Origin of the sequence: Bradyrhizobium sp. CW1 (assembly GCF_023100665.1) — a bacterium.
Taxonomy (GTDB): domain Bacteria; phylum Pseudomonadota; class Alphaproteobacteria; order Rhizobiales; family Xanthobacteraceae; genus Bradyrhizobium; species Bradyrhizobium canariense_D.
On sequence record NZ_CP064684.1, the window covers coordinates 2,421,004 to 2,446,920 of the forward strand.

The 25,917-nt window shown below is 64.8% G+C and carries 22 protein-coding genes and 1 pseudogene; 10 read left to right on the plus strand and 13 right to left on the minus strand.

Annotation, left to right across the window (positions count from 1 at the left end):
* Positions 1-9: 9 nt before the first annotated feature.
* The gene (locus tag IVB54_RS11675; protein WP_018460340.1) at positions 10-432 is read left to right on the plus strand and encodes an OsmC family protein; all 423 of its coding nucleotides are present in this window, start codon (positions 10-12) and stop codon (positions 430-432) included.
* A 172-nt stretch (positions 433-604) separates the two neighbouring features.
* Positions 605-1,120: a peptide-methionine (S)-S-oxide reductase MsrA gene (gene msrA, locus IVB54_RS11680; RefSeq protein ID WP_026234007.1), complete on the plus strand. Its 516-nt coding sequence runs from the start codon at positions 605-607 to the stop codon at positions 1,118-1,120.
* A gap of 49 nt (positions 1,121-1,169) precedes the next feature.
* Here msrA and IVB54_RS11685 read toward each other — a convergent pair whose 3' ends face one another.
* Positions 1,170-1,898, minus strand: coding sequence for a TetR/AcrR family transcriptional regulator (locus IVB54_RS11685; protein WP_245288575.1), 729 nt, complete (start codon positions 1,896-1,898; stop codon positions 1,170-1,172).
* Between the two features lie 47 nt (positions 1,899-1,945).
* Between IVB54_RS11685 and IVB54_RS11690 the strand changes: the two genes are divergently transcribed.
* From IVB54_RS11690 to IVB54_RS11700, 3 genes are all read left to right on the plus strand, one after another.
* Positions 1,946-3,091, plus strand: coding sequence for an HlyD family secretion protein (locus tag IVB54_RS11690; protein WP_247777222.1), 1,146 nt, complete (start codon positions 1,946-1,948; stop codon positions 3,089-3,091).
* The gene (locus IVB54_RS11695) at positions 3,088-4,584 is read left to right on the plus strand and encodes an MDR family MFS transporter (RefSeq protein ID WP_085361028.1); all 1,497 of its coding nucleotides are present in this window, start codon (positions 3,088-3,090) and stop codon (positions 4,582-4,584) included. Before IVB54_RS11690 ends, IVB54_RS11695 begins: the two co-directional genes overlap by 4 nt.
* Positions 4,585-4,677: 93 nt before the next feature.
* On the plus strand, positions 4,678-5,616 hold the full coding sequence (locus IVB54_RS11700; protein ID WP_026234005.1) for an aldo/keto reductase: 939 nt from the start codon (positions 4,678-4,680) through the stop codon (positions 5,614-5,616).
* 23 nt (positions 5,617-5,639) lie between these two features.
* Here the strand turns inward: IVB54_RS11700 and IVB54_RS11705 are convergent, their stop codons facing one another.
* Positions 5,640-8,480: a winged helix-turn-helix domain-containing protein gene (locus tag IVB54_RS11705; protein ID WP_247295119.1), complete on the minus strand. Its 2,841-nt coding sequence runs from the start codon at positions 8,478-8,480 to the stop codon at positions 5,640-5,642.
* A gap of 287 nt (positions 8,481-8,767) precedes the next feature.
* On the opposite strand from IVB54_RS11705, the gene IVB54_RS11710 reads away from it, so the two are divergent.
* Positions 8,768-9,757: a tripartite tricarboxylate transporter substrate binding protein gene (locus IVB54_RS11710; protein ID WP_018460333.1), complete on the plus strand. Its 990-nt coding sequence runs from the start codon at positions 8,768-8,770 to the stop codon at positions 9,755-9,757.
* A 6-nt stretch (positions 9,758-9,763) separates the two neighbouring features.
* Here the strand turns inward: IVB54_RS11710 and IVB54_RS11715 are convergent, their stop codons facing one another.
* The 7 genes from IVB54_RS11715 to IVB54_RS11745 form a co-directional block, all read right to left on the minus strand.
* Positions 9,764-10,903, minus strand: coding sequence for an MFS transporter (locus tag IVB54_RS11715; RefSeq protein ID WP_247777223.1), 1,140 nt, complete (start codon positions 10,901-10,903; stop codon positions 9,764-9,766).
* Positions 10,904-11,764: 861 nt separating this feature from the next.
* On the minus strand, positions 11,765-12,997 hold the full coding sequence (locus tag IVB54_RS11720) for a Zn-dependent hydrolase (RefSeq protein WP_018460331.1): 1,233 nt from the start codon (positions 12,995-12,997) through the stop codon (positions 11,765-11,767).
* Positions 12,990-13,775, minus strand: a complete 786-nt coding sequence (locus IVB54_RS11725; RefSeq protein WP_018460330.1) for an ABC transporter ATP-binding protein — start codon at positions 13,773-13,775, stop codon at positions 12,990-12,992. Before IVB54_RS11725 ends, IVB54_RS11720 begins: the two co-directional genes overlap by 8 nt.
* On the minus strand, positions 13,772-14,545 hold the full coding sequence (locus IVB54_RS11730) for an ABC transporter permease (protein ID WP_007601313.1): 774 nt from the start codon (positions 14,543-14,545) through the stop codon (positions 13,772-13,774). The genes IVB54_RS11725 and IVB54_RS11730 overlap by 4 nt, the downstream gene beginning before the upstream one ends.
* Positions 14,546-14,618: 73 nt before the next feature.
* The gene (locus IVB54_RS11735; RefSeq protein WP_026234003.1) at positions 14,619-15,563 is read right to left on the minus strand and encodes an ABC transporter substrate-binding protein; all 945 of its coding nucleotides are present in this window, start codon (positions 15,561-15,563) and stop codon (positions 14,619-14,621) included.
* 106 nt (positions 15,564-15,669) lie between these two features.
* Positions 15,670-16,398, minus strand: coding sequence for a histidine utilization repressor (gene hutC, locus IVB54_RS11740; RefSeq protein WP_018460328.1), 729 nt, complete (start codon positions 16,396-16,398; stop codon positions 15,670-15,672).
* Positions 16,395-17,753, minus strand: coding sequence for a formimidoylglutamate deiminase (locus tag IVB54_RS11745; RefSeq protein WP_247777224.1), 1,359 nt, complete (start codon positions 17,751-17,753; stop codon positions 16,395-16,397). The genes hutC and IVB54_RS11745 overlap by 4 nt, the downstream gene beginning before the upstream one ends.
* A gap of 84 nt (positions 17,754-17,837) precedes the next feature.
* On the opposite strand from IVB54_RS11745, the gene hutI reads away from it, so the two are divergent.
* The 3 genes from hutI to hutU are packed head-to-tail and all read left to right on the plus strand — an operon-like array spanning position 17,838 to position 22,289.
* Entirely contained in the window at positions 17,838-19,052 is a 1,215-nt protein-coding gene (gene hutI / locus IVB54_RS11750; RefSeq protein ID WP_018460326.1) for an imidazolonepropionase, read from the plus strand.
* Complete coding sequence (gene hutH / locus IVB54_RS11755) at positions 19,052-20,608, plus strand: histidine ammonia-lyase (protein WP_247777225.1); 1,557 nt, start codon at positions 19,052-19,054, stop codon at positions 20,606-20,608. The genes hutI and hutH overlap by 1 nt, the downstream gene beginning before the upstream one ends.
* Positions 20,609-20,621: 13 nt before the next feature.
* Positions 20,622-22,289: a urocanate hydratase gene (gene hutU / locus IVB54_RS11760; RefSeq protein ID WP_026234001.1), complete on the plus strand. Its 1,668-nt coding sequence runs from the start codon at positions 20,622-20,624 to the stop codon at positions 22,287-22,289.
* Between the two features lie 7 nt (positions 22,290-22,296).
* On the opposite strand, the gene IVB54_RS11765 is transcribed toward hutU, so the two are convergent.
* Positions 22,297-22,572: a hypothetical protein gene (locus IVB54_RS11765; RefSeq protein ID WP_083926599.1), complete on the minus strand. Its 276-nt coding sequence runs from the start codon at positions 22,570-22,572 to the stop codon at positions 22,297-22,299.
* On the opposite strand from IVB54_RS11765, the gene IVB54_RS11770 reads away from it, so the two are divergent.
* Positions 22,565-23,881 (plus strand): alpha/beta hydrolase-fold protein, encoded by a 1,317-nt coding sequence (locus IVB54_RS11770; RefSeq protein WP_247295114.1) that lies wholly within the window; start codon positions 22,565-22,567, stop codon positions 23,879-23,881. The two genes, IVB54_RS11765 and IVB54_RS11770, sit on opposite strands and share 8 nt — an antisense overlap.
* Positions 23,882-23,892: 11 nt before the next feature.
* Here IVB54_RS11770 and IVB54_RS11775 read toward each other — a convergent pair.
* From IVB54_RS11775 to IVB54_RS11785, 3 genes and pseudogenes are all read right to left on the minus strand, one after another.
* Positions 23,893-24,157, minus strand: a pseudogene (locus IVB54_RS11775) (TonB-dependent receptor plug domain-containing protein).
* A gap of 62 nt (positions 24,158-24,219) precedes the next feature.
* Entirely contained in the window at positions 24,220-25,266 is a 1,047-nt protein-coding gene (locus IVB54_RS11780; protein ID WP_247777226.1) for a hypothetical protein, read from the minus strand.
* A 313-nt stretch (positions 25,267-25,579) separates the two neighbouring features.
* Positions 25,580-25,864: a hypothetical protein gene (locus tag IVB54_RS11785; protein WP_018460320.1), complete on the minus strand. Its 285-nt coding sequence runs from the start codon at positions 25,862-25,864 to the stop codon at positions 25,580-25,582.
* Between the last annotated feature and the right edge of the window lie 53 nt (positions 25,865-25,917).

Below are 25,917 nucleotides of genomic sequence, written 5' to 3' on the forward strand. Positions count from 1 at the left end.
AGAATTGAGATGATCCGCAAGGCAACAGCAGTCTGGAAAGGCACCGGTCGCGATGGCACTGGTCAGTTATCGAGCGAATCCGGCGTGCTCGCCGCGACGCCTTATTCGTTCAAGACCCGCTTTGAGAACGAGAAGGGCACCAATCCCGAGGAATTGATCGCTGCGGCCCATGCCGGCTGCTTCACTATGGCGCTGGCCTTCGGCCTGCAACTCGCCGGCTTCACGCCGGACGAGCTCACGACTGAAGCTGCGGTCAGCCTCGAGCCGGAAGGCAAAGGCTTCAAGATCAGCAAATCGGCGCTGACGCTACGTGCCAAGGTGCCGAACCTCGACGACGCTGGTTTCGCCAAGATCGCGGGCGAGGCCGAGAAGAACTGTCCGGTGTCGAAGGTGCTCAACGCCGCAATCACGCTCGACGCGAAGCTGACGTAAGGCGCGCTCAATTTATGTCCATCTGGTTCTGCTTGGGGAAGCTGAGGTCGTCGAAGCTTTGGCCTCCACGAGAGGAACCGGATGGGCAAATGCCTGGCTTTCGACTGGGCCGCCGAAAGCATAGGATGCGACGGGTTCAGAACGGACAGACCGATCAATTGGGAGTGGAGATATGACAACGGAACGCGCAATTTTGGCCGGAGGCTGCTTCTGGGGCATGCAGGATCTGATCCGCAAGCAACCGGGCGTGGTCTCCACCCGCGTCGGCTATACCGGCGGCGCGGTGAAGAATGCCACCTACCGCAACCATGAAGGTCATGCCGAAGCGATCGAGATCACCTTCGATCCCGCCAAGACCAGCTTTCGGACCATGCTGGAGTTCTTCTTCCAGATCCACGATCCGACCACGCTCAACCGCCAGGGCAATGATTTGGGCACGAGCTATCGCTCGGCAATCTTCTATACCAGCGACGAGCAGAAGCGGATCGCCAAGGACACGATTGCAGACGTTGAGGCGTCCGGTCTCTGGCCTGGCAAGGTCGTGACCGAGGTCGCGCCCGCGGGCGAGTTCTGGGAAGCCGAGCCGGAGCATCAGGATTATCTCGAACGCTATCCGGACGGGTACACCTGCCACTTCATCCGCCCCGACTGGAAGTTGCCGCGGCGCGGGGCTGCCGCGGCAGGCTAAAGCTGGTCGTCGCTATTGCCGGGGAGAGCCATGGCTGAAATCCGCGAGATCATCGCCGGCATCCGCAGATCACATCGACCGCTTTTCGGGCCATCTCCCTCAGCTCGGAGCGGCGGGCGCCGGCACGGGCGCGAATGGCGATGGTGTGCATCGTGGCTGAAGCGAGAATGGCAAGCGCCGCCGGATCGGCGTCGCGCTTCAGTTCGCCCTTGTCCTGCGCGAGCCGGAAGCGGGCTTCGAAATCGGCATCTATCATGCGCAGTCCCGCCGCAACGCTGCTCCGGATCGCGGCATCTTCTGCGACTTCGGTCACCGCCGTCCCCACCACGAAGCAGCCGCGTGCGGCTCCCTTGCCGGAAAAGTAGATCGACAGCGCCGCGTCATAGGCCAGGATCAGCGCTTCGTCCAAGGGATGGTCCCCGGCGAGAGCCTCACGCGTCGCGGCAAGGCTGATCTCCCAATACCGCGCGAGGGCCTCGAGATAGAGCGCATGCTTGTTGCCGAACACCGCGTAGAGGCTCGGCGGACTCATCCCGGTCGCGGCAGCGACCTTGTCCAGGGAGGTACCGGAATAACCGGTCCTCCAGAACGTTTCCGTTGCCCGCTTCAAGGCCGTCTCTGCGTCGTAGGCCGGTGGGCGTCCCCGGCGCGCCGGGCTCGTTTCGCTCTTTTTCCGTGCCATATCGTCAGAACCCCGGTTGGCATGTTCCACACGCATATTTGTATGGATCGTTATAAAAATCAAGGTCGCGGACTTGATCGCCGCGTCGGGGTACAATATTTGTAACGAACGTTATTAAATAGATTGAACCCGAGGATCTTCCGATGCGTTTCGATTCCGCGCCAATCGCCGGCGGGCTCGGCGTTCGCAACAGCTTCCGCCCGAGCGACGCAGCCGCCCAATGGTTTGGGGCAGGGCTCGGCAAGCCGCTGCGACGGCCGCTGATGCTTGCGCTGCCGATGGCGGCGGCCGTGGTCGGCGCATTCATCTATCTGGCGCAGGAGCAATATGTCTCGACCGACGACGCCTTTGTGCGTGCCGCCAAGGTGACCATCAACGCGCGCGTTTCCGGCCAGGCGGTCGAGATAGCCGTGCGTGACAACGAGCGCGTCCGGCGGGGGCAGGTGCTGTTTCGCATCGACCCGGAGCCTTATCAAATTGCCGTCGACCAGGCCGAGGCGCGCCTCGGCAGTGCGCGGCTCCAGATCGAATCCCTCAAGGCGACCCACCGTCAGCAGCAGGCGGAGCTGCAGTCGGCCAAAGAGACGGCTACGTTCGACGAGCACGAATTCGACCGCAAGAGGATGCTGGTTGCCTCCGACTTCACGCCACGCGCGGTCTATGAACGGGCCGAGACGGATCTCAAGGTCGCTCGCCAGCGCGTGGCGTCGGTCGAGCAGCAGATCGCCACCACGATCGTCGCACTCAACGGCGAGCTTGAGGGTGATGTCGATCGCCATCCGGCAGTCCGCGCAGCCAAGGCACAATTCGACCGTGCGCGGCTGGATCTCTCCTACGCCACCGTGACGGCGCCGGACGACGGCATCGTGACCAAGGTCGACGATCTCCAGATTGGTGGCTTCGTCAATGCCGGGGCACCGACGTTCTCGTTGCTGTCGAGCCGGCACGTCTGGGTCGAGGCGAATTTTCGCGAGACCGGTCTCACTCATATGCGCCCTGGCCAGGAGGCGACGATCGACGTCGATGCCTATCCCGATCGCAAGTTCAAGGCACACATCGTCAGCATGAGTCCGGGGACCGGCTCGGACTTCTCGCTCCTGCCGCCCGAGAATGCGACGGGAAACTGGGTCAAGGTCGTCCAGCGATTGCCGGTGCGCTTGGAACTCGACGATCTCGATCCAAACCGGCCGCTGTTCTCAGGCATCAGCGTGACGGCGCGGGTCGATACAGGCCATCGCCGCAGCTGGGCGCATCTGCTCCAACCGGCGCTTGCGATGGAGGGCAAATGAGTACGCCCCTCCCATCGTCCACGGCGCCCGGCGGTCATCACGCGATCGCCGCGGCCGCCCTCATGGCGACCTACATGCAGGCCGTCAACATCTCGATACCGAACGCGGCGCTACCCCATATTCAGGCGACGCTCTCGATGGCCAATGACGAGGTCGGTTGGGTGTTTTCCTCGTATATCGCGGCGAGCGCCGTGACCATGTCGATCACGCAATGGCTGGCGGGACGCTACGGTCGGAAGGTGGTCTATCAGGCCGCCGTCACGATCTTCGTGTTGGGTCTCGCGCTCGACGCGCTGGCGACGACGTCGATTCAGTTCGTGCTGGCGCGAATCCTCCAGGGCGCGGCGAGCGGACCGCTGGCACCGCTCTCGCTGGCGATCCTGCTCGAGGCGACATCGCCGGTGCGACATGCGCGCATGAGCCTGGCGTGGACCGTCTGCTCCCTACTCGGCATCAGCAGTGGCCCGGCCATTGGCGGCTGGCTCAGCGAATATTACGGCTGGCCCTCGATCTTCTATTTCAGCCTGCCGATGACGGGCTTCATTTTCCTGACGATGGCTCAGCTGCTCCGCGAGAAGCGGGCGGAGCGGAGCCGGTCCTTCGACTTCTTCGGTCTGACGACGTTCTCCGTCGGCATGATCGGGTTGCAGATGTTGCTCGACCGCGGGGAGCGCCTCGAATGGTTCGCCTCGACGGAAATCTGGATCGAGGCGGGCGCCTCCGTGCTCGGCTTCTATCTCTTCATCGTGCACGTCATGACGACAAAGGAGCACTTTCTCCGCACGGCGCTGTTCAGGGACCGCAATCTCGTGCTCTCGACGGTCATCTCCTTCGCGCTTGGCTTCGTGCTGCTGCCGACCCTGGCCTTGACGTCCCCGATGCTGGAGGAATTGCTCAACTACCCCGTCGACACCACCGGATACATGACCGTTCCTCGCGGCGTCGCGCTGGTGGGGGCGCTGGTGCTGACGAGCCTGGTCCCGGCGCAGATCGACTACCGGCCGTTCCTCGTGGGTGGAATGACGCTGGTGGTCTATGCCAACTGGCTGATGCTTGGCTATTCACCGGCGATGGATTGGCGGCCGGTCGTCGAGGCCGGCCTGCTCCAGGGAGCGGGTCTCGGCATGTTGCTGCCCGCGCTCGCCAGGGCCGCGTTCGGCACGCTCGATCCGAAGCTCCGCCCGGAAGGCAGCGCGCTGATCAACCTGTCGCGCCTCTATGGCAGCACCATTGGCATCGCGGTCGTCCAGCTCTTCTTCTACGCCAACACGCAGGCTGTGCATGTCGCACTCGCAAAGAACCTCACGCCCTATCGTGTCGCCGCTTACGTCGGGGGCTCGGTCGGCAAGCCGGGTCTTGCGGCCCTCAACGGCATGGTCACGCGTCAGGCGGCGACCGTCGCGGTCATCGACCAGTTCGAGATCCTGATGTTCGCCATGCTCGTCATGATTCCGCTCGTGTTTTTTCTCCGTAAGCCGCGGCCTACCGGTTAACGCCTGGAGTCGTGGAATGACATCGCATCGTCAATTTCGAATACCTCGTCCCTTACTTTTGAGGGAGCTGAGGGCAAACAAAGGAGCATCAGCATGACAACGTCGGATTCGCTTCGTTATACGAGAATTCTAACTCATCAATCCGGGACGATTCCCGCGGTGGGATTTGGCACGCTCATTCCGGATCCGCTCGTGACCAGGCGGGCCACCAAGGCTGCATTGGAGGCCGGATTTCGACATCTTGATTGCGCGGAGCGCTATCGCAACGAAGAGGCGGTCGGCGATGCGCTGCGGGAGGCATTCAAGGCGGGGACGCTTCAGCGCAAGGACCTGTTCGTTACGACGAAGCTATGGAACACCAATCATCGGCCGGAACGGGTCAGGCCTGCCTTCGACGGCAGTCGCCGGCGGCTGCAACTCGACGAGATCGATTGCTACATCATCCATACGCCCTTTGCCTTTCAACCCGGCGACGAGCAGGACCCGAGGGATGAGCACGGTCGGGTCATCTATGATTCAGGGGTTACGCTGGCGGAGACATGGGGGGCGCTGGAGCGCCTCGTCGACGAGGGGCACTGCAAGTCGATCGGTCTGTCGGACATCACCCTGGACAAGCTGCGCGAGATCGTTTCGATCGCGCGGATCAGGCCCGCCATGGTGCAAGTCGAATCGCATCCGTATCTTCCCGAATGGGACCTGCTCGACTTCTGTCGAGAGCACGGGATTGTCTTGCAGGCGTTTGCAGCGCTGGGACACGCCATGAAGCCGAACGTGCTAGCCGATCCGGTGATCACTGCCATCGCGGAGCGCTTGCACAGGACGCCGGCTCAAATTGCGCTGGCGTGGGCGGTCCAGCGCGGCACCGCTTTCCTGACGACTTCGACCAATTCCCGGCGCATCCAGGAAAACTTCGATATTTCGGCCTTGCCCGAAGACGCCATGCGAGAGATGAGGGACCAGATTACGACAAACATCAGGTTCAACACGGTCGTCGAGACCGGCGTGCCCGGATTCATTCCGCGGGCCGGATGAATCGGCGCCGGTCAGCCGACTCGTCAAGCCCGGAGCTGCTCGATCAGATCGTGGGCGCTGCGGATCTCGGCAATGCCGGCGCCCTCGGTGAACGGCCCGCATGCGCGTTGCAGAATTGCCAAGGCCTCCGCGCTCTGGCCGGCCCCGATCATGTACCGCGCCAGGCTGACCGCGCTTCGCAGCTCCCAGAAAAGCGCGCCTTGCTGGACGGCAATGTCCATGGCCTCGCGAAAGCGCGCCTCGGCATCCTCTGAATGCCGGGCGTTCCTGAGCATCAACTCTCCCTTGATGCGGATCAGCTCCGGCAGATACCAGAGCTCCTGCCGGTCGTTGCAGCGGGTCAGGACATCCTCGATCACGTCGAGCCCGCGATCGACCTGGTCGGCCTCTCCGGAACACGCGGCGAGCTCGCCGAGCAAGGGCAGAAAGCGCGGCAGGAAGCGCGCATCGCCGGCGCGATTGAGCTCCTCGCGCAGCAGCGGCAGGCCGGTCGTGACGTCGCCGCGCCTGACCATGACTGCGGCGTTGAAGGCCCGTGCCCACAGGCCCCACAGCCGGATGGCGTGGCGCTCGGTGTGTTCGAGCAGCTCGATGCCGTGACGCTCGGCGGCGTCGAAATCGCCGGACCAGAAGGCGATCGGGCAGGCGGCTTGTCCGAGCACGCTGCAGAATGTCAGCGCGTGGCCGTTGGCGCGGCCTTCCTCGATGTTTCTGGCGGTGAGGGCCTGAGCCTGATCGGCCAGACCCTGAAGCCACAGGATGCGAGCTCGAAAATATTGCGTCGATATTCTCAGATCGAGCGGGAAGATTTTCGGCTTCTCCGCCAACACATGCAACGATGCATTGACCCGGTCGATGCGCAGCCGAGCCTCGTTCTGATCCCCGAGATAATGCAGCGCGACGGCCATCAGCCGGTCGCCCAGCATGACATCGGTCCTGTCGGGCGAGTTCGCGGCTGCGTTCGCAAAGCGATCGGCGAGCGCACGGGCCTTGCCGAACTGTCCGTTATTGAACTGGTCGATGCACAAGCCCCAGAGCGCGCGCAGCCGGAAATCCTTGTCGTCGAGCCTGTCAGCCAGCTCGAGGGTCGTCTCGAGGATCGGCCGCGCCTCGCGCGCGCGGCCCTCGCCATACATCAGCGACCATCCGAGCGCCGACAGCAGCTGCATGCGGATGCGGTCGTCGTCGGCGGTGTCTCCGAGCGCCGCGAGCGCCGTTCTGCTGCGCTCACGGCATTCCGCGAACAGCGAAAGACGCACCCACAGCGTGACTGCGGCCGACGTCAGCGCGATCCCGAGTTTCGGCTCGCCGTCGGGCCCGAAGGCCCAGTCCAACGCCGCGCGCACATTGTCCAGCTCCGCGCCATACATGCTCAGCCATTCGGGCAGCGGCGTCGAAATATCGGCCTCCGCGCGCTGGAATAAATCGCGAAAATGCTCGGCATGACGCCGCGCGAACTGCCCGGCTTCGCCGAGCTCGTTGAGTTTTCCGTATGCATAGGTGCGCGTGGTGTCGAGCAGCCGATAGCGCAGCGTCCGCGAGCCGGACGGCGAAATCAGAGACTTGGTCACCAGGCTGTCGATTGCTTCGAGGGTCTCGGAGGCGTTGAGGCCGTCACCCGACGCGACCGCCGCAGCCGCCTCCGGCGCGAAAGGCCCGGCGAAGACCGACAGGCGTCGCAGCGTTGCGCTCTCCGCGGCAGGCAGAAGGTCGTAGCTCCAGTCGAGCGCCGCAGCGAGTGTCTGGTGCCGCGGCACGGCGGTGCGTCGGCCGCGCCATTGCAGCGAAAAGCGGCTGTCGAGCAGGGATGCCGTGCCGGCGATGCCGTAAGCATTGACGCGGCCCGCCGCGAGCTCGATTGCCAGCGCGATGCCGTCGAGGCGCCGGCAGATGCTCGCGACGAGGGGGGCCTCTTCCGCGCTGAGCTGGAACGGGCCCGAGCTCTGCGCAATGCGCTCCACAAAGAGCTGAGCCGCAGGGTAGGCAAGGACCTCGTCGACAGCAAGCCCTTCGCGCTCGGGCGGACAGTCCAGCGGGAACAGCCGGAAAATTCGCTCGCCTTCGCTCCGGAACGACTCGCGGCTGGTTGCGAGAACACGAAGCTGCGGTGCTTCGCGAACGATGCGCTCGACCAGCGGCGCCAAATGATCCAGCACATGTTCGCAACCGTCGAAGATCAGCAGGGCCGGGTCGGTCTTCAGAAACGTCAGCAGGGCCGGCGTCGGATCCTCCGCGCTGATGGTCAGTCCGAGCGCCGAAGCAATGGTGGTCGCGATGTGACTGGCATCCCTCAGCGGACCGAAATCGACAAAGAAGACTCGCCCGCCGAAATCCTGGGAGCGGCGATGCCCGACGGTGACGGCGACCGAGGTCTTGCCGATGCCGCCCGGGCCGACGACGGTCATGAAGCGATAGAGCGAAAGTCCGTTCGAGATCTTCTCGATGACACCTTCCCGGCCGACCATCCTGGTGAGCTGAGCGGGCAAGGAGCGGGGAGGGGCGCTTTCGGCCGGGAGCGGGGCGGCCGGAGGAGCTGCTTGAGCGAACGAGGCGACAAAGCAATAGCCGCGGCCGGGCACGTTGACGACGTAACGCGCCGACTTGCCGGTGTCGCCGAGCGCCTTGCGTAGCGCTGCGACATGGAAGCGCAGGCTACCCTCGTCGACATTGACGCCGGCCCAGATGCGCTTGACCAGCTCTCTCTTGTCGACCACTTCTCCGGGGCGTCCGGCAAGGAAGATGAGAATGTCGAGCGCGCGGCCGCCGACATGAAGCGGCGAGCCCTCCTTCTCCAGGAGCCGGGACTTCGGAAACAGTCGAAATGGCCCAAAGGAAATGGCCGAATCTTCGCTACGATCTGGCACGCGCCATCGCCCCCTCGAAGGGAGTCAAAAGGTATTACTTTCTGATCTAACAGAACGAGGCGTACAGTAAACCGGTCGAAAGCAGTGGGCAGGGCTGACAGCCCTGCGCGGACGGATGGCTCGCCGAAATAATGCTTGTGAAATAAAGAGTTAGGCCGACATGACAATGCGATGACGCCGGGGCACGGCCGGATGGAGCATTGACTGTGATGCCGGATTGCTGCGATGGCATGGTCCGGGAGCCGGTCCCGCCACCACATTGACTGCCGACTTCCGGAATTTCCAGCATGGCCTCTTTCACGCGGCGACAATTGGTGCACGCGTTGTCGGGCGCAGCGGCGCTCGCCGCGCTTCCCCGCAGCGGACAAGCCGCCGACTATCCGTCTCGTCCCATTCGCCTGGTGATTCCCTACGGAGCCGGCGGATCGGGTGACCAGATCGCGCGCCCCTGGGTGGACAGGATGCCGTCGCTGCTCGGGCCGACCTTCGTCGAATATATCGGCGGCGCGGGCGGCGCCATCGGGACCGCGGCGGTCGCGCGCGAGGAGCCCGACGGCTATTCGCTGCTGCTCGGCAACGGCAGCACGCAGGTCATCATTCCCATGACGGCGGCAAATCCCGGATATTCCGTTGGCGATTTCCGCGCCATCTACCGGCTGATCAACAGCGCGCTGGTTTTCGCCGTCAATCCTTCGGTGCCTGCCGCAAACCTGCGCGAGTTGATCACCTATGCGAAAGCCAATCCAGGAAAGCTGTCCTATGGCACGCCGGGGATCGCCACCGGAAACCATCTGGTCGGCGAATCCTTCAAGCAGCAGGCCGGCGCGCTGGACATCGTCCACGTGCCCTATCGCGGCATCGCGCAGGCGACCAACGACCTCGTCAGCGGCCAGATATCGCTCGTCATTGCCGTCATGTCCGTTCAATTGCAGCAGCTGGCCCAAGCGGGAAGAGTCAGGCTGCTTGCGGTCACCACCGAAACGCGGCTGAGCGGCGCGCCGGAGATCCCGACCGCCGTCGAATCCGGCATGCCCGGCATCCGGTATGAGGGATGGTTCGGTCTGTTCGCACCCAAGGACACCGACGATGCGATCATCGACCGGATCGCGCAGGCGACGCGGCTCGCCATGGCCGATAGGGCGCTTCTGGCGAGCTATCGCGCCCAGGGCATGGAGCCGGACAACGATTCAAGCCCGGACAAATTCCAGCGCATCGTCGAGGCCACATCCGCAAGCCTCGCGCCCCTGATCAAATCGATCGGGCTGATCAATTTGTGAAGCCGCTCAGGCATCGGCGCGCGTGACAATGCGCGCCGTCAGCGTGACGAGGCCCATCAGCGCGGTCACGAGCCAGAACGCCACCGGCAATCCGCCAAGACGTGCGATGAAGCCGACACCGGCGGGGCCCACGAGAACGCCGGCGTAGCCGGCGGTCGTGATCGCCGCGACGGCGAGGCCCGTTGGCATCACCTTCTGCCTCGCCGCTCGGCGGAACAGCACCGGCACGAGGTTGGATGCGCCGAGGCCGATGAGTAGGAAGCCGCCTATGGCGACCGCCACGACGGGAGCGGTGAGCAGGACCACGAAACCCGCGATCGCAATCAGGCTGCCCCAGAACAATGTCGTGCGGTCTCCGATGCGCGCGACGACGGCGTCGCCGCCGAGCCGCCCAATCGTCATCGCGACCGAGAACACGATGTAGCCGATCCCGCCTTGCGCTTCGGAAACGAGACCCGCGCCGATGACGAGCAACGCGCCCCAATCGAGCATCGCGCCTTCGACGAGGAAGGTGATGGCGCAAAGCAGCGCGAGCAGGAGCACGGCGCCATGCGGCAGCACGAACAGCGGTCCTTCCTGCACCTGCACGGAGCGAAGCAGCCGCGGCCAGGCCCCAAGCATCGCGATCAGCATCAGGACGGAGCAGATCAGCGTGCAAGCGAGCGCGCCGAGTTGCAGCGAGAGCAGTGCGGTCATGAGCGCGGCCCCGGCGAAGCCGCCGATACTGAACAGCGCGTGGAAGCCGGACATCAGCGGACGTCCCGCGGCGCGCTCCACCTCAACCGCGTGGATGTTCATGGCGACATCGATGGAGCCGAGCGCGGCGCCGAATGCGAGGAGTGCCAGCGCCAGCATCGCGGGCGAGTTCGCGATTGTCAGCAGAGGCAGGACCAGGGCAAGACCGATCCCGCCCGCCATGATGATCGGCTTGCTGCCATAGCGCGCACTCAGCACGCCGGTCAGAAGCATCGCGACGACCGAGCCGATGCCGAGGCTGAGCAGGAGCAGTCCGAGGATGCCGTCGTCGACGGCGAGCCGCGCCTTCGCGAACGGCACCAGTGGTGCCCAACACGCCATGCCGAAACCCGCGACGAGGAAGGCAAGTCTGGTCGCAAGGCGTGTCGCTGGCCTGTCGGCAGAAGACATGGGAACTCCGGGAAGGGGGAATCAGGGCAGGGGCAATCGACAAGCCCCGCAATTGTCGCGTCTTTATGTCCGCGGCGGACTCGGATTGTCGCAGGCGGCCCCCGGGCGGCCGCAAGCGGACACCAGGCCTTTTGGCTCGTCACCGGCATCTCGGCGCGCCGGTGGGCTGCGCCGTCGGGCGAAACACCTTGACAGCCCGACCCGCACCGGTGTCAAGCCGCACTGATGAAAATATTCCGCTTTACCGAAATTCGGAAACGGCGTATGTGTTGGCCATCCCGGCTCATCCTTGAGGGGCGATCTTGTGGTCGTCATGTTCGCGAGCCGGGCTTGCGGTGGACGCGGCAGCGTTCGGGTGCGAGAGGCTAAGGGCAGGGCGGATTGCTCTCCGTGAGCCCAAGGCTTCGTGCCGACGAGCGGCGCTGCTAGGCTTCGTCTCGTCTGTAAGTTTCCGGCTCGGTCGACAGGGCTGGGAATACTGCGGCGAAATGGCGGGCCGTGCGTACGGCAAAACCGTGTGGTCCTGGCCGTCGTTGCTACGGTCAAGCTCTGGCGAATGCGGCATCTGCGTCAACCGGCGCGGTGCCGGTGACTTTCGTTGGGGCGAGGGAGGCCAAAGAGAACTCGGCTCCCGGGAGAGCACGGCATAAGCCGTCCAACCATCGCGCAGGGAAGGCCGAGTGATTGGCTACACCTGTATGCTGCTGTGCGGTTTTTCTGCGTGTGCTTTTCGCGCAGCGGACCGCGGGTGCCAGCCGGCACCCGGCCTTCCCTGCGCCCTCTTGGACAAGAGGGTGAAGCGACGAAGCAAAGCTCGGGCGAAACACGCCGCGAGGATGCGAAGCTGTGTCTGTAATCGTTCTAGCCGCCGAGTATCCGCTGGCAAGCGTCGACAAACACCTGGGCGCCGGTGACGATGTCGACGTCGGCGGTGTTCTCGGTCCAGTGATGACTGATGCCGCCGATCGACGGTACGAACAGCATGCCCGCGGGCATGATTGTCGCCAGCATCTGCGCGTCGTGGCCGGCGCCGCTGGGCATGCGGATGGACCGTCCGCCGGCCAGGGCCTTGCTCGCGGCTTCGATCGCGTCCTGGATGCCCGCGTTCATCATGGCCGGCGCACCGGTGCGCAGTTTGTCCACGGTGACGGTGCAGGGGCCGTTCGCGCTGACCTCGTCCGCCATGCTCCGCAGCAGTTCTTCCAGCCGTGCGACGACGGAAGGATCGTCGTCGCGGATCTGGAACAGCATTTCGGCCGCACCCGGAATGATGCTCGGTGCGCCCGGATCGAGCGTGATGCGGCCGGTGGTCCAGACCGTGCGCAGGCCGCAGCTCTCGGGGAAACGCTTGTCGATCGCGACGCAGAACTTTGCCAGCGCCAGCCCGGCATCCTTCCGTGCAGCCATGCGGGTCGTGCCGGCGTGATTCTGTTCACCGACGAAATTGATCTGGTATTGCCAGATGCCGACGATGGAGGTGACGACGCCGATCGCAAGGCGACCGCTTTCGAGCGTGTCGCCCTGCTCGATATGGGCTTCCAGATATCCGACGTGCCGGCCCGGCTCGGCGGCGATGCGTGGTCGTCCTGCGAGCCCCATGTCGGCAAGTGCGGCCCGCATGGTGCGGCCGCTGGTGCGGTCGCGTGCGGCATCGATGTCGGTCTCGGTCAATTGGCCGACATAGGAGCGCGAACCGAGAAAGTGTCCAAAGTGTCCTTCCTCGTCGCACCAGGCGGCAACCTCGACCGCGCCTTCGAGCGAGGGATCGGCATTGAGCACGCGGGCCGCTTCGAGCGCGTAGACGACCCCGAGCGGGCCGTCGAGCCAGCCGGCGTAGTTCTGGCTTTCGAGGTGCGATCCCGCGAGCAGCTTGGGTCCCGACTTTGCGCTGGTGCCAAAGACATTGCCGATGCCGTCGATCGCGGCGGAGAGGCCTGCGTCGGGCAGCTTCTGCACCAGCCAATCCAGCGAAAGCTTGTGCGGCTCGGAGAAGGTCGGCTTGTGCACGCCGGTCTTGTACGCGCCAATGGCACGGAGCGCATTGAGATCGGCGAGAACGCGCTCGCCGTTTGCGCGTGAAAAGGTGTTAGGCATGCTCGGCAACCTTCAACGCCTCGGTGCGGATCTCCTCGACCAGCCGTTCCTTCAACTGCACAAATTCGGGCGTGGTCTTGATCTTGTAGGAGCGCGGATGCGGCAGGTCCACATTGATCTCGGCCTTGATGCGGCCGGGACGCGCGCTCATGACGATGACGCGGCTGCCGAGGAAGATCGCTTCCTCGATGTCGTGGGTCACGAACAGCACGGTCTTCTGGTCGCGCTCCCAGATCCCGAGCAGCATTTCCTGCATCAGGGCTCTCGTCTGGTTGTCGAGCGCGCCGAAGGGCTCGTCGAGCAGCAGGATCTTGGGATCATTGGCGAGCGCGCGCGCGATCGCGGTGCGCTGCTGCATGCCGCCGGAGAGCTGCTTTGGCCAATGGTTCTCAAAGCCGGACAAACCGACCTGGCGGATGAAGGCATCGGCGACCTTGTTTCGCTCCACCTCGGGCACGCCGCGCTCGCGAAGGCCGAAGGCGATGTTCTCGCGCACCGTCAGCCAGGGAAACAGCGTGTAGGACTGGAACACCATGCCGCGGTCGGCGCCCGGGCCAGTCACCTCGCGTCCGTCGAGCACCACACGTCCGCCGGTCGGGCGATCGAGGCCGGCGACGATGCGAAGCAGCGTGGACTTGCCGCAGCCGGAAGGGCCGAGGATGGTGACGAAGTCGTTGTTGCCGATCACAAGGTCGGTCGGCTCCAGCGCCCTCGTTGGCGCGTTGCCGTGGCGCGCGGGAAAAGTTCGCGAGACCTGTTCGATCTTGAGGATCGTCATGCGAGCCTCCAGGGAAACAGCCACGCGTTGAACGCCTTGAACAGGAAGTCCGAGACGAGGCCGATCAGCCCGATCACGATGATGCCGAAGATGATCTGGCCGGTGTTGAGCAGCGCCTGGCTGTCGGTGATCATGTGGCCGATGCCGGAGGAGGAGCCGATCAGTTCGGCGACGATGACATAGGTCCAGGCCCAGCCCAGCACCAGCCGCAGGATCTCGGCGATCTCCGGCGCGGAAGAGGGCAACAGCACGCGGCGGATGATGCCGCGGTCGCTGGCTCCCAGCGTATAGGCCGCCTCGACCAGGTCGCGCCGCGTGGTGCCGACGGTCACCGCGATCATCAGGATGATCTGGAACACCGAGCCGATGAAGATGACGAGCAGCTTCTGCAGCTCGCCGATGCCTGCCCACAGGATCAGGAGGGGAATGAAGGCGGAGGCCGGCAAATAGCGCGCAAAGGAAACGAACGGTTCGAGGAAGGCCTCGACCGGCTTGTACGCGCCCATCAGCACGCCGAACGGCACCGCGATGATTGCGGCCAGCACGAAGCCGCCGACGACGCGCCAGATCGTCATGCCGATGTCGAACAGGAAGCCCTGTTTGATGATCAGATCGACGCCTTCCTGCACCATGGTCAGCGGGTTGGCGAGGAACACCTTCGACACATGGCCGCCGAAGGTCGCCCAGGACCAGAGGGCTACGAACACCACGAAGAACGCAAGGCCGTAAGCCACGCGCTGCCTTGACGTCACGGGATCGAGGGGACGCATCAAACTGTCTATCCGGGCGGTGAACAAGTTTGCCGGCCCCGCGGCGAGACGGGGCCGGCGGCTCCTGGGAGATTTACTTGATATAGCTGGCGTCGAAGAGATCCTCGACCTTCGGCGCGGCCTTGATGATCCCGATCTCGAGCAGGAGGTCGGCGGCCTCCTTGTTGAAGGTCAGGAAATCGCCGGCGAAGAATTTCTGGTTCGCGGCCTTGTCCTGCCAGCGCAGATATTTTGCCGAGTTGCCGAACGCCTCGCCGCTCTGCTTCACGTCGGCACCCATGATCTCGTAGGCCTTGGCCTGGTCCTTGGCGATCATGTCGAGGGCCTCGAAATAGCTGTCGGCGAGCGCCTTGGCGGCCTTCGGGTTCTCGGTGAGGAATTTCGGCGTGCAGCCGAACGTGTCCATGACCATCGGATAGTCGAGCGTGGTCGCGATGATCTTGCCCTTGTCGGGGGCGGCACGAACCGTCGACAGATACGGCTCATAGGTCATCGCGGCATCGTTCTGGCCGGAGACAAAGGCCTGTGCCGCCGCCGCCGGCTCGAGGTTCACGACAGTGACGTCCTTCACCGACAAGCCGTTCTTCTTGAGCATCCAGGCCAGCGCGAAATAGGGCGAGGTACCGGGCGCGGAAGCAGCAACCGTCTTGCCCTTCAGATCCTTGATCGCGGCAAGCTCGTTGCGCACGGCCATGCCGTCGGCGCCGTAGCTCTTGTCGAGCTGGAAGATCTGCTTGGTCGCGACGCCGTTGGCGTTCCAGGAGATCCAGGTCTCCACGGTGGTCGCCGCGCACTGGACGTCGCCGGACGCGATCGCGAGATGGCGATCCTTCTGCGGAATCTTCTTGATGGTGACGTCGAGGCCGTTCTTCTTGAAAATGCCGGCTTCCTTCGCCAGCGTCAGCGGCGCGAACCCGGTCCATCCGGAAATGCCGACGCCGACCTTGACGTCGTCGGCGAGCACGGGGGTGGAGACCGCAAGTGCAATGACTGCCGCAAATACTTTCGAACTACGCATGATTGTCGTCCTCTTGCCGATCGATGGATTGACGTCCTGTTGATCTTGGTCGGTCCTCGCGGACCGTTGCCCGAAGCTTTGCACGATTTGTGCCGACATCGTCCTCTCAGCCTCCCTTGAATCGGGCGACAAGGCGGTGAGAGTCACCGGGATAGAGCAGCCGCACGGCGGTGATCGTGCGCGCGCTGCGCCAGGTATAGCGGTCGATCACGAGGCAGGGCGCGCCGACGGCGATGTCGAGCGCTTCGGCCGTGCGATCGTCCGCAACGATAGCGCTGATCGTATGCTCGGCCTCTGTCCATGGCACATGGTGAAGCAGCCACGAGCCGGGCGGCTCACGCGAAAAATCCGCGGCCGCCGCATCCGGCACCGACGCGAGATCGATCAGCCGGTCCTCGACGGCGAACGGCACGTTGTCGGCGCTGTGGCGGCAGGTGATCGCGACGACCTTGCCGGCCTTCTTGACGCCGAGGCGGTCGCGGTCGGCAGCCGTTGCGGCGCGGAGCTTGCGGCCGATCAGCTCGTAGCCGTAAGCGCGCCCGAGCGCGGTGATCTCGGCGCGCATGTCGGCGATCTTGAGCACGGCGGATTGATGTTGCGGGCGTCGCACGAAGGAGCCGGCACGTCGCCGCCGCTCGATCAGGTCGGCTTGCGCGAGCTCCGACAGCGCCTTGTTCACGGTCATGCGCGAGCAGCCGTAACGCGCCACCAGTTCGTGCTCGAACGGGATGCGATGCCCGGGCGGCCACTCGCCGGTCAGAATGCGCTTCTCGATATCGGCGCGGATCCGCTTGTAGAGCGTCGGCTTGTCGCCGGCATCTGTGGCGAGGCTCATGCGACGAGCCTCCGCACCGATGCGTTGAAGTGTTCGCGCGCGGCCTGGCGCAGTCTGTGCCGCCCGCCTTCGACGACCTTGTCGCCGCCGGCCCAGACGCAATCGATCGCGCCGTTGCCCCCAGCGAAGATCCAGCCGTCGATGGCGGCATCGCGCGCGCGCCCCGCCAGCGAGGGATGCGTGATGTCGAGCGTGACGATGTCGGCGCGTGCACCTGGCGTCAGACCGACTGACATCTGGGCTAGTGCCCGCGCACCGCCTGCAAGCGCATGATCGAACAGGGCGCGTCCCGTCGAGCGGCCTGCGCCGGCAGAGAGCACGTTGCGTTCACGGTGCTTGAGCCGTTGGCCATATTCGAGCTGACGCAGCTCGTCGGCGACGCCGACCAGCACATTGGAATCCGTGCCGACGCCAAAGGCACCGCCGGTACCGACGAATTCGCGCGCCGGGAAAATGCCATCACCAAGGCTTGCCTCGGTGATGGGGCAGAGGCCGGCGACCGCACCGGTCCTAGCGAAGGCGCGGACTTCCTCGTCCGTGGTGTGGGTGGCGTGAATGAGGCACCAGCGTTGATCGACGGGTGCGTGCTCCAGCAACCATTGCACCGGACGTCGTCCGGACCACGCCAGGCAATCCTCGACTTCCTTCACCTGCTCGGCGGCATGAATGTGCACCGGGCCGCCCTCCGCGAGTGGAATGATCGGTGCAAGCTCGGCCGGCGTCACCGCGCGCAAACTGTGCGGCGCGATGCCGATATTCGCGCCCGGCAGTCGTTCAATCGCCTTGCGCGAGGCAGCCATCAGTGCGGAAAATTGATCAACCGTACAGATGAAGCGGCGCTGGCCGGCATGCGGTGCTGCGCCCCCAAATGAGCCATGCGCATAAAAACTCGGCAGCAGCGTCAGCGCAATACCCGAAGCTTCGGCGGCCTGCGCGATGCGTGCGGCCATTTCGCCGATGTCGGCGTAGGGCGAGCCGTCGCGATCATGATGCAGATAATGGAATTCGCCGACGCGGGTAAAACCCTGCTCCAACATCTCGACATAAAGCAGTGTCGCGACCGCTGCGACGTCGTCAGGCGTCATCGCCAGCGCGAAGCGGTACATCGTCTCGCGCCAGGTCCAGAAGGTGTCGGTGCTATCGCCGCGCAGTTCCGCGAGACCCGCCATGCCGCGCTGGAAAGCGTGGCTGTGCAGGCTCGCAAGTCCCGGAAACGCGATGTCGTGGCGTTCATCGCCGGAGACCGGCGCCATGCCCGGCGTCACCTCGGCGATCGCGCCGGCGGTGATCACCACCTGCACGTCATTGGCCCAGCCCGAGGGCAGGAGCGCGGAGGCGAAATGCAGTCGTGTCATGTTTCCATGCCGGCTGGACAGAACCGCGACACGATTATATGTCTAGACATATAAGTCAAGCATCCCACGCGAAGGGACAGTTGCATGGCAGAACGCTTCGACCGGATCTGGCATAACGCCCGGCTCGCCACGATGCGGGCCGATGGTCCCGATCTCGGTGAGATCGAGCACGGCGTGATCGCCGCGCGCGGCGGCCGTATCGCTTATGCGGGTTCGCAGACCGATTTTCCGGCGAGCGCCGATGCAGCCGACCGGATCGATTGCGGAGGGCGCTGGATCACGCCCGGTCTCGTCGACTGTCACACCCATCTGGTCTATGGCGGTAACCGCGCCCATGAGTTCGAGCTGCGCCTGAAGGGCGCGAGCTACGAAGAGATCGCGCGCGCCGGCGGCGGTATCGTCTCGACAGTGGCCGCGACGCGCAAGGCAAGCGAGGCCGAGCTCGTAGCACACGCGCTGCCGCGGCTCGATGCGCTGATTGCCGAGGGTGCCACCACGGTCGAGATCAAGTCCGGCTACGGCTTGGACACCGAGACCGAGATGCGGCAGCTGGCCGCCGCGCGAAGCCTGGGCCGTCAGCGGCCGGTCGCGATCCGCACGTCGTTTCTCGGCGCGCATGCGCTGCCGCCAGAGGCCGATGGCGACAAGGATCGCTACATCGATCTCGTCTGCAGGGAGATGTTGCCGGCGGTCGCGAAGGCGGGCCTCGCCGATGCCGTCGATGCCTTCATGGAGGGGATCGCATTTTCCGGCGAGCAGACGGGGCGGGTGTTCGAGACGGCGAGGCGGCTCGGACTTCCGGTTAAGCTGCATGCTGACCAGCTCTCGAACCTCGGCGGGGCTGCGCTCGCCGCAAAATTCTCGGCGCTCTCGGCCGATCACCTCGAGCACACCGACGAAGCCGGTGCAGCGGCGATAGCGAAGGCCGGAACGGTGGCCGTGCTTCTGCCCGGCGCCTTCTACTTCATCCGCGAGACGCAAAAACCGCCGGTCGAGGCGTTCCGCAAGCACGGCGTTGCCATGGCGCTCGCGACCGACTGCAATCCGGGCAGCTCGCCGCTGACCTCGCTGCTGCTCGCCATGAACATGGGCGCGACGCTGTTCCGGATGAATGTGGCCGAGTGCCTTGTGGGTGTCACCCGCGAAGGCGCGCGAGCGCTCGGCGTGCTCAATGATACCGGCACGTTAGAGGCCGGCAAATGGTGCGACCTTGCGATCTGGGACATCGATCGCCCCGCCGAGCTGGTGTACCGTATCGGCTTCAATCCGCTTCACCGCCGGGTGTGGAGGGGACAGTGATGGAGGAGAGCACAGCGATCGTCGTCAAGCCGGGAACGGTTAGCCTCGACGATCTCGCGCGCGTGCTCGAAGGCGCATCTGTCGTTCTCGATCCCTCGTTCTGGCCGCGCGTCGACGCGGCCGCGGGGATCGTTGCAAGGGCTGCGCGAGCCGACGTCCCCGTGTACGGGATCAACACCGGCTTCGGGAAGCTGGCGTCGAAGCGGATTCCACCTGACCAGACCGCGCTGCTCCAGCGCAATCTCATCGTCTCGCATTGCTGCGGCGTCGGTGCGGCGACGCCCGAGCCGATTGTCCGGCTGATGATGGCGCTGAAGATCATCTCGCTCGGGCGCGGTGCTTCCGGCGTGCGCCGCGAGGTGATCGAGCAGCTGCAGGCCATGCTGGCGCGGCGCGTCTCACCGCTGGTGCCGCAGCAGGGTTCGGTCGGTGCTTCTGGCGATCTCGCGCCGCTCGCGCATATGACCGCTGTGATGATCGGCGAAGGACAGGCGTTCGTCGACGGCAAGAGCGTATCAGGCAGCGACGCGCTCGCCGCAGCACGCCTACCGCCACTGACGCTCAGTCCCAAGGAAGGGCTCGCGCTGATCAACGGCACGCAATTCTCCACTGCCTACGCCGTCTCCGGCGTGCTGCGCGCATTTCGCCTGGCCCGCGCCGCGCTCGTCACCGGCGCGCTTTCGGTCGATGCCGCGATGGCTTCGACGGCGCCGTTCCGCCCCGAAATCCAGGCGCTGCGCGGCCATTCGGGACAGATCGCGGCCGCGGCAACCTTGATGGCGCTGCTCGACGGCAGCGACATCCGCCTGTCGCATCTCGAAGGCGACGAGCGCGTGCAGGACCCCTATTGCCTGCGCTGCCAGCCGCAGGTCGCAGGCGCGGCGCTCGACCTGATCCTGCAGGCGGCGCGGACGCTGATTATCGAGGCCAATGCCGTCACCGATAATCCGCTTGTCCTGGTCGAGACCGGCGAGATCGTCTCCGGCGGCAACTTCCATGCCGAACCGGTGGCTTTTGCCGCGGATACCATCGCGCTGGCGCTGTCGGAAATCGGTGCGATCAGCGAGCGGCGCATCGCGACGCTGGTCGATCCCGCGCTCAATTTCGGCCTGCCGCCGTTCCTCACTCCCGATCCCGGTATCAATTCCGGCTTCATGATCGCCGAGGTGACGGCGGCCGCACTCTATGCCGAGAACAAGCAGCGCGCGGCCGTGTGCTCGATCGATTCGACGCCGACCAGCGCCAACCAGGAAGACCATGTCTCGATGGCCGCGCATGCTGCACGGCGCCTGTCTGACATGGCGGACAATCTCGCCACCATCCTGGGCATTGAGCTGCTGGTCGCCGCCCAAGGCATCACGCTGCGCGCGCCGCATGCGACCAGCGCGCCGCTCGCCGCCGTCATCGCCGCACTGCGCGAGCAGGTGCCGCAGCTCGGCGCCGACCGCTACATGGCCGGCGATCTCGCCAGGGCTGCAGCGCTGGTCGAAGCCGACGCGCTGCCGGCTGCGGCGCTCGCCGTACTGTCAACTGACCCGTTTCCGACACTTGCCTGACGAGGTGTTCCGCATGAACCGCCGACTGGACAACGACCGCACCATCCGCGCGCCCCGCGGCAGCGAAATCAGCGCCAAGAGCTGGTTGACCGAAGCTCCCTTGCGCATGCTCATGAACAATCTCGATCCCGACGTTGCAGAACGTCCGAGCGAGCTCGTCGTCTATGGCGGCATCGGCCGCGCCGCGCGCGACTGGGAGAGCTTTGACCGGATCGTTGCTTCGCTGCGCGAGCTCGAGGACGACCAGACGCTGCTGGTCCAGTCCGGCAAGCCGGTTGGCGTGTTCCGCACTCATGCCGACGCGCCGCGCGTCCTGATCGCGAATTCCAACATCGTGCCGCACTGGGCGACGCTCGATCATTTCAACGAGCTCGATCGCAAGGGCCTGATGATGTACGGCCAGATGACGGCGGGTTCCTGGATCTATATCGGCAGCCAGGGCATCGTGCAGGGCACCTACGAAACCTTCGTTGAAGTTGGCCGCCGCCACTATGGCGGCAGCCTCGCCGGCAAATGGATTCTGACGGCCGGTCTCGGCGGCATGGGCGGCGCGCAGCCGCTGGCTGCGACCATGGCCGGGGCCTCGATGCTGGCGGTCGAATGCCAGCCGAGCCGCATCGAGATGCGTCTGCGCACCGGGTATCTCGATCGCCAGGCCGCAACGCTGGACGAGGCGCTTGCGATCATGGCCGACGCAGCGAAGACGAAGAAGGCGGTCTCGGTCGGCCTGCTCGGCAATGCCGCGGAGATTTTTCCCGAGCTGGTCCGCCGTGGCGTCAGGCCCGACATCGTCACCGATCAGACCAGCGCGCACGATCCGATCAACGGCTATTTGCCGAAGGGCTGGACGCTCGCCGAGTGGGAAGCCAAGCGCGCTGCCGACCCCAAGGCCGTGGAGCGCGCCTCGAAGACCTCGATGGTTGAGCACGTCCAGGCCATGCTGGATTTCCATGCACTGGGCATTCCGACCCTCGACTATGGCAACAATATTCGCCAGATGGCGCAGGACATGGGCCTGAAGAATGCCTTCGATTTTCCCGGCTTCGTTCCCGCCTATATCCGTCCCTTGTTCTGCCGCGGCGTCGGGCCGTTCCGCTGGGCCGCGCTGTCGGGCGATCCCGAGGACATCTTCAAGACCGACGCCAAGGTCAAGGAGCTGATGCCTGACGACAAGCATCTGCACAATTGGCTCGACATGGCCAGGGAGCGCATCAAGTTCCAGGGCCTGCCGGCGCGGATCTGCTGGGTCGGGCTCGGCGATCGCGATCGCCTGGGCCTTGCCTTCAATGAGATGGTGGCGCGCGGCGAATTGAAGGCACCCATCGTGATTGGCCGCGATCATCTCGACAGCGGTTCAGTGGCGAGCCCCAACCGCGAAACCGAAGCGATGAAGGACGGGTCGGACGCTGTGTCCGACTGGCCCTTGCTCAACGCCCTGCTCAATTGCGCCAGCGGCGCGACCTGGGTGTCGCTGCATCACGGTGGCGGCGTCGGCATCGGCTATTCCCAGCATGCCGGCATGGTGATCGTCGCCGACGGTACGCCGGAAGCGGCGAAGCGGATCGCGCGCGTGCTCTGGAACGACCCTGCCAGCGGCGTCATGCGCCACGCCGACGCGGGCTACGACACCGCGATCGACTGCGCCCGCGACAAAGGGCTCGACCTGCCGAGCCTGCGCTAGGCGCGACTTAGGCCACGACCCTGGCTTCGGCGCTGCCGAGGCGCTGGCGTTCCTTTGCGAGATACTCGTCGATCGCGTCGCCGTGCATGGGCTTTGCGAAGTAGTAGCCCTGGATGAAGTCGCATCCCAGCCGGCCTGGAGTAACCGTGCCTGCCCGTTTTGAGCATGGCGGCCATAGCCGCAACGCGGCCGGCTGAGGTTTGACCGCGCACAGTCGGCTCGTCATACTTTGCGCCAAGGCGAGCCAGAAAGACTCGTCGGTATCGGGAGCTGAAATGACCAAATCATTCTCCGTCCTTGCGGGGACGCTGATTTCCGTCGTCTCCTTCACTTCGATTGCCTTCTCGCAGCCGGCCTGCGTCACCCAGAACATGGCCGTGCCGCCTGGGGCCAACACCACCGACAAGGCGGGCCCGTTCTTCATTGATACGACGGGTCTTGACTTCAAGACGGCGCCTCCGACGCGCGATCCATCCAATCCCAATTATCCACGCGCCACAGAGCTTCCTGACGGAACGCTGCCGCCACCGGGTGCCGAGGGCAATTTCATCATCGGTCCCACCCACAATCCTGCGCCGGAGACGATCGCGAAGGAGGGCGTGCCGCGTGGGACGACAAAGTCCTTCACGCTGTCGTCGAAGGAGAGCACCATCTACAATCCTGGCCTGATCCGCGATGACGCCGCCGGCTGCACCAATTCCTCGATCATGACGACCGTCACGGCGCCGGACGACAAGTCGCACATGATCGTCACCACCAGCCATCCCGGCGTCTGGTCGCGCACCATCGACGTCTATGTGCCGGCGCAATATGTGCGCGGCAGCGAGGCGCCGTTCATCGTGGTCGGCGACGGCGGCTCCAACGCCTACAAGGACCTCGCCGTCACGCTCGACAATCTGATCGCGCAGCGCCGCGTGCCGCCGATGATCGCGATTCAGATCGGCAATGGCGGGCAGGACGCGCAGGGCAGTCAGCGTGGCCGCGAATATGACGCGGTGTCAGGTGCCTACGCGCAGTTCGTCGAGCGTGAAGTGCTGCCGCTGGTCGAAAAGAACGCCGATGTCAAGCTGACCAGAAATCCCGATGGGCGTGCGACCATGGGGCTGAGTTCGAGCGGTGTGGCCGCCTTCACCATGGCGTGGTTCTATCCGGATCTCTATCACCGCGTGCTGGCGTTCTCGCCGACCATGGTCAACCAGCAATGGCCGCACGACCCGTCGCTGCGCGGCGGTGCCTGGGAGTATCACAGCGCATGGACGGGGCCAGCCACACCCCATCTCATCTCCAAGGCGGGCGTGCTCACGCCGGCCGAGCCGCCCGGCCTGCCGCTGATCGTCGCCGCGCCGACCAAGCCGATCCGGTTCTGGTTCTTCGGCGGCGACCAGGACCTGTTCTATCCGAACCCCACCATTCCCGATGGCATGCACGACTGGACCCTCTCCAACGCGCTGATGGCCAAGGTGCTCGCGGAGAAGGGCTACCACTATCAGTTTCTGTTCGTCCGCAACGCCAAGCACGTCGACCGTCCCACGATCGCGCAGACGCTGCCGTCGGCGCTGGAGTGGGTCTGGAAGGGCTATCCTATCCCCTGAGCGAAAGTAGCCTAGCGCCCGATCGTCACGCCGGCGGTCGAGCGCATGGCGTCCTTGAGGCTCGTCGCGTTCTTGTCGTCGAGGACCTCTCGCGTCAGCACGGTGGTCTGGCCGGGCGTGTTGAGGATCGTCTCTCCGCGCGAAAAGGAGAGGCGGTCGGCCTTGTAGGGTGAGGCCTGATCGGTCGTGGGCATGGCGTTTACTGGATGCGGCGAAGGCTCCTTGCGAGACGCAGAGGACGACAATCACGACCAGTCGCAACGATCTTGCGGGCATGCGATCTCCCAAATTCAGGGCGTTAGCCTAGCATATGGGCTGCTCGTCACTGGAATAAAGGGTCAGGCGAGAGCGGCCTGGCGTTCCCGCATTAATTCGCGGACCGGATCGGGTTTCCCCGGCTCGGCGAGCCGTGTAAAACTGCGCTGGCTTGCATGCGCGGGGGCTTCGACAATCACGCCTTCGCAGACGATCTGTCCGCCGAGCATCCGGAATTCCAGCTTGTCGTAGCGCGGCATCGTCTCGCCGGGCGCGGGCGGCAGCAGCCCGACGCTGCCCTGGATGTTCAGCGTGGCATCATCGGCGCCGTGGAGGCGGGGATTCCACATCCTGATCCCGGTCTCCGCCCAGCGCTGCCGGATTAGCGCGGCGCGGTCGGCGGGCTCTGCGGCTCTCACGCGAGCTTTCGGTGCATACGGGATCTCCGGAGCCGGAGACACGAGGGCCGGAGCTGGCTCGATAGTTGTGACGACGCCGAGCGTCTCGGTGGAGTCTTCCGCGGCGCCGGGGGAAGGATCGCTCCCGATGGTATCCTCAGGGACATGCTCCGGCGAGATGTCGCGATCGGCGAACGCGACACACGTGTCGTCGAGAGTCGAGGAAGTATCCACGTCGACGACCAGAGCGATGGCGTCAACCGTGACGACCTCGACATCGACAGAAGAGGCCTTCTCCGCCACAACGGGCTCAACGTCGGCCGAAAGTTCGGAAGTTGGATCGCTGTTGATGATGAGTTCGGGGACGTCGACCGCTTCGCGCACGACGTCGATAGTCGCGACCGAAACTTCCACGACGATCGGCTCGACTTCCGTCGGCGTCTCCTGGGATGAATCGTCGCTGCCGCTGACATCGGCTGGCGTTTCCGACGGGCTCTCCGCGATGACAGGGCTGGAGGTGTTGTCTTCGGCGGCTGAAGCCGCGACCGGGACGTCGCAGTGCGACGTATCCGCGTTGATGCTGGTGTCGAGAGCCGGAGCCGTATCTGCAATTTCTGCAACAATGGCGGGTGAGGCGTCTACTGCGTCAGGCGTGACGTCGATGCTGCCACCGTGCGGCGCGGGGCGAAGCCGGGTGAACGCCCATTTCACCGCGGCGATGCGGCGCAGCAACGATATCAGTCTCGAAAGCACTGGGAGTTGTCCAAGAGGTACTCGGCTTGAGGCCATCGCTGATTCGCCAGCAATGTAAAAATCCCCGGCTGTCACACTGATGTCAATGTAGGTAGGACCAATTGCAGAACATCCACGCCTTCAGGGCGCGCGGCTGCGATTTAGCCGGCGTGACTGTAACCAAGGTGCAGCCCCGCCAATACGCTTCGTTCGACACCAACACCTTCGCACATGACATCGACAAGCTTTGACGGCACAAAGGTTCTGGAGAGGGGACGATCGCCCCTCTCCAGGATTTTCGATCGATACCGGCCTACTTTCCGGCGCCGGAGCCGGAGCCAGCGCCGCCGCCGGCCTGGCTGCCCATGTTATTGGTGTTGCTGCCGCCGGCCGACGGGGTCTGCTTGCCCTTGCTGTCGGCGGCCTCGTTCTGCATGTTCGACGACGCGCCGGTTGTCATGCCCTTGGTCGCGGGGCCCCGCGACGAAGGGCCAACGTCGCCCTGGCCGGATGCGCCTGGGGCGGGTTGTGTCTGCGCAAAGGCGCCGCCGGTCGCCAGCGCCATGATGCACGCGGATGCCAAAATGATCTTCTTCATCTGGTTTCCTCCTGGGTTGCCTTGACGACAACTTGCGCGCGGAGCGGACGTTC

Bases quoted from the DNA above. Each gene is read 5' to 3' on its own strand.
- IVB54_RS11675 (WP_018460340.1), top strand. From the start codon at position 10: ATGATCCGCAAGGCAACAGCAGTCTGGAAAGGCACCGGTCGCGATGGC.
- msrA (WP_026234007.1), top strand. From the start codon at position 605: ATGACAACGGAACGCGCAATTTTGGCCGGAGGCTGCTTCTGGGGCATG.
- IVB54_RS11690 (WP_247777222.1), top strand. From the start codon at position 1,946: ATGCGTTTCGATTCCGCGCCAATCGCCGGCGGGCTCGGCGTTCGCAAC.
- IVB54_RS11695 (WP_085361028.1), top strand. From the start codon at position 3,088: ATGAGTACGCCCCTCCCATCGTCCACGGCGCCCGGCGGTCATCACGCG.
- IVB54_RS11700 (WP_026234005.1), top strand. From the start codon at position 4,678: ATGACAACGTCGGATTCGCTTCGTTATACGAGAATTCTAACTCATCAA.
- IVB54_RS11710 (WP_018460333.1), top strand. From the start codon at position 8,768: ATGGCCTCTTTCACGCGGCGACAATTGGTGCACGCGTTGTCGGGCGCA.
- IVB54_RS11715 (WP_247777223.1), bottom strand. From the start codon at position 10,903: ATGTCTTCTGCCGACAGGCCAGCGACACGCCTTGCGACCAGACTTGCC.
- IVB54_RS11720 (WP_018460331.1), bottom strand. From the start codon at position 12,997: ATGCCTAACACCTTTTCACGCGCAAACGGCGAGCGCGTTCTCGCCGAT.
- IVB54_RS11725 (WP_018460330.1), bottom strand. From the start codon at position 13,775: ATGACGATCCTCAAGATCGAACAGGTCTCGCGAACTTTTCCCGCGCGC.
- IVB54_RS11730 (WP_007601313.1), bottom strand. From the start codon at position 14,545: ATGCGTCCCCTCGATCCCGTGACGTCAAGGCAGCGCGTGGCTTACGGC.
- IVB54_RS11735 (WP_026234003.1), bottom strand. From the start codon at position 15,563: ATGCGTAGTTCGAAAGTATTTGCGGCAGTCATTGCACTTGCGGTCTCC.
- hutC (WP_018460328.1), bottom strand. From the start codon at position 16,398: ATGAGCCTCGCCACAGATGCCGGCGACAAGCCGACGCTCTACAAGCGG.
- IVB54_RS11745 (WP_247777224.1), bottom strand. From the start codon at position 17,753: ATGACACGACTGCATTTCGCCTCCGCGCTCCTGCCCTCGGGCTGGGCC.
- hutI (WP_018460326.1), top strand. From the start codon at position 17,838: ATGGCAGAACGCTTCGACCGGATCTGGCATAACGCCCGGCTCGCCACG.
- hutH (WP_247777225.1), top strand. From the start codon at position 19,052: ATGGAGGAGAGCACAGCGATCGTCGTCAAGCCGGGAACGGTTAGCCTC.
- hutU (WP_026234001.1), top strand. From the start codon at position 20,622: ATGAACCGCCGACTGGACAACGACCGCACCATCCGCGCGCCCCGCGGC.
- IVB54_RS11770 (WP_247295114.1), top strand. From the start codon at position 22,565: ATGACCAAATCATTCTCCGTCCTTGCGGGGACGCTGATTTCCGTCGTC.
- IVB54_RS11785 (WP_018460320.1), bottom strand. From the start codon at position 25,864: ATGAAGAAGATCATTTTGGCATCCGCGTGCATCATGGCGCTGGCGACC.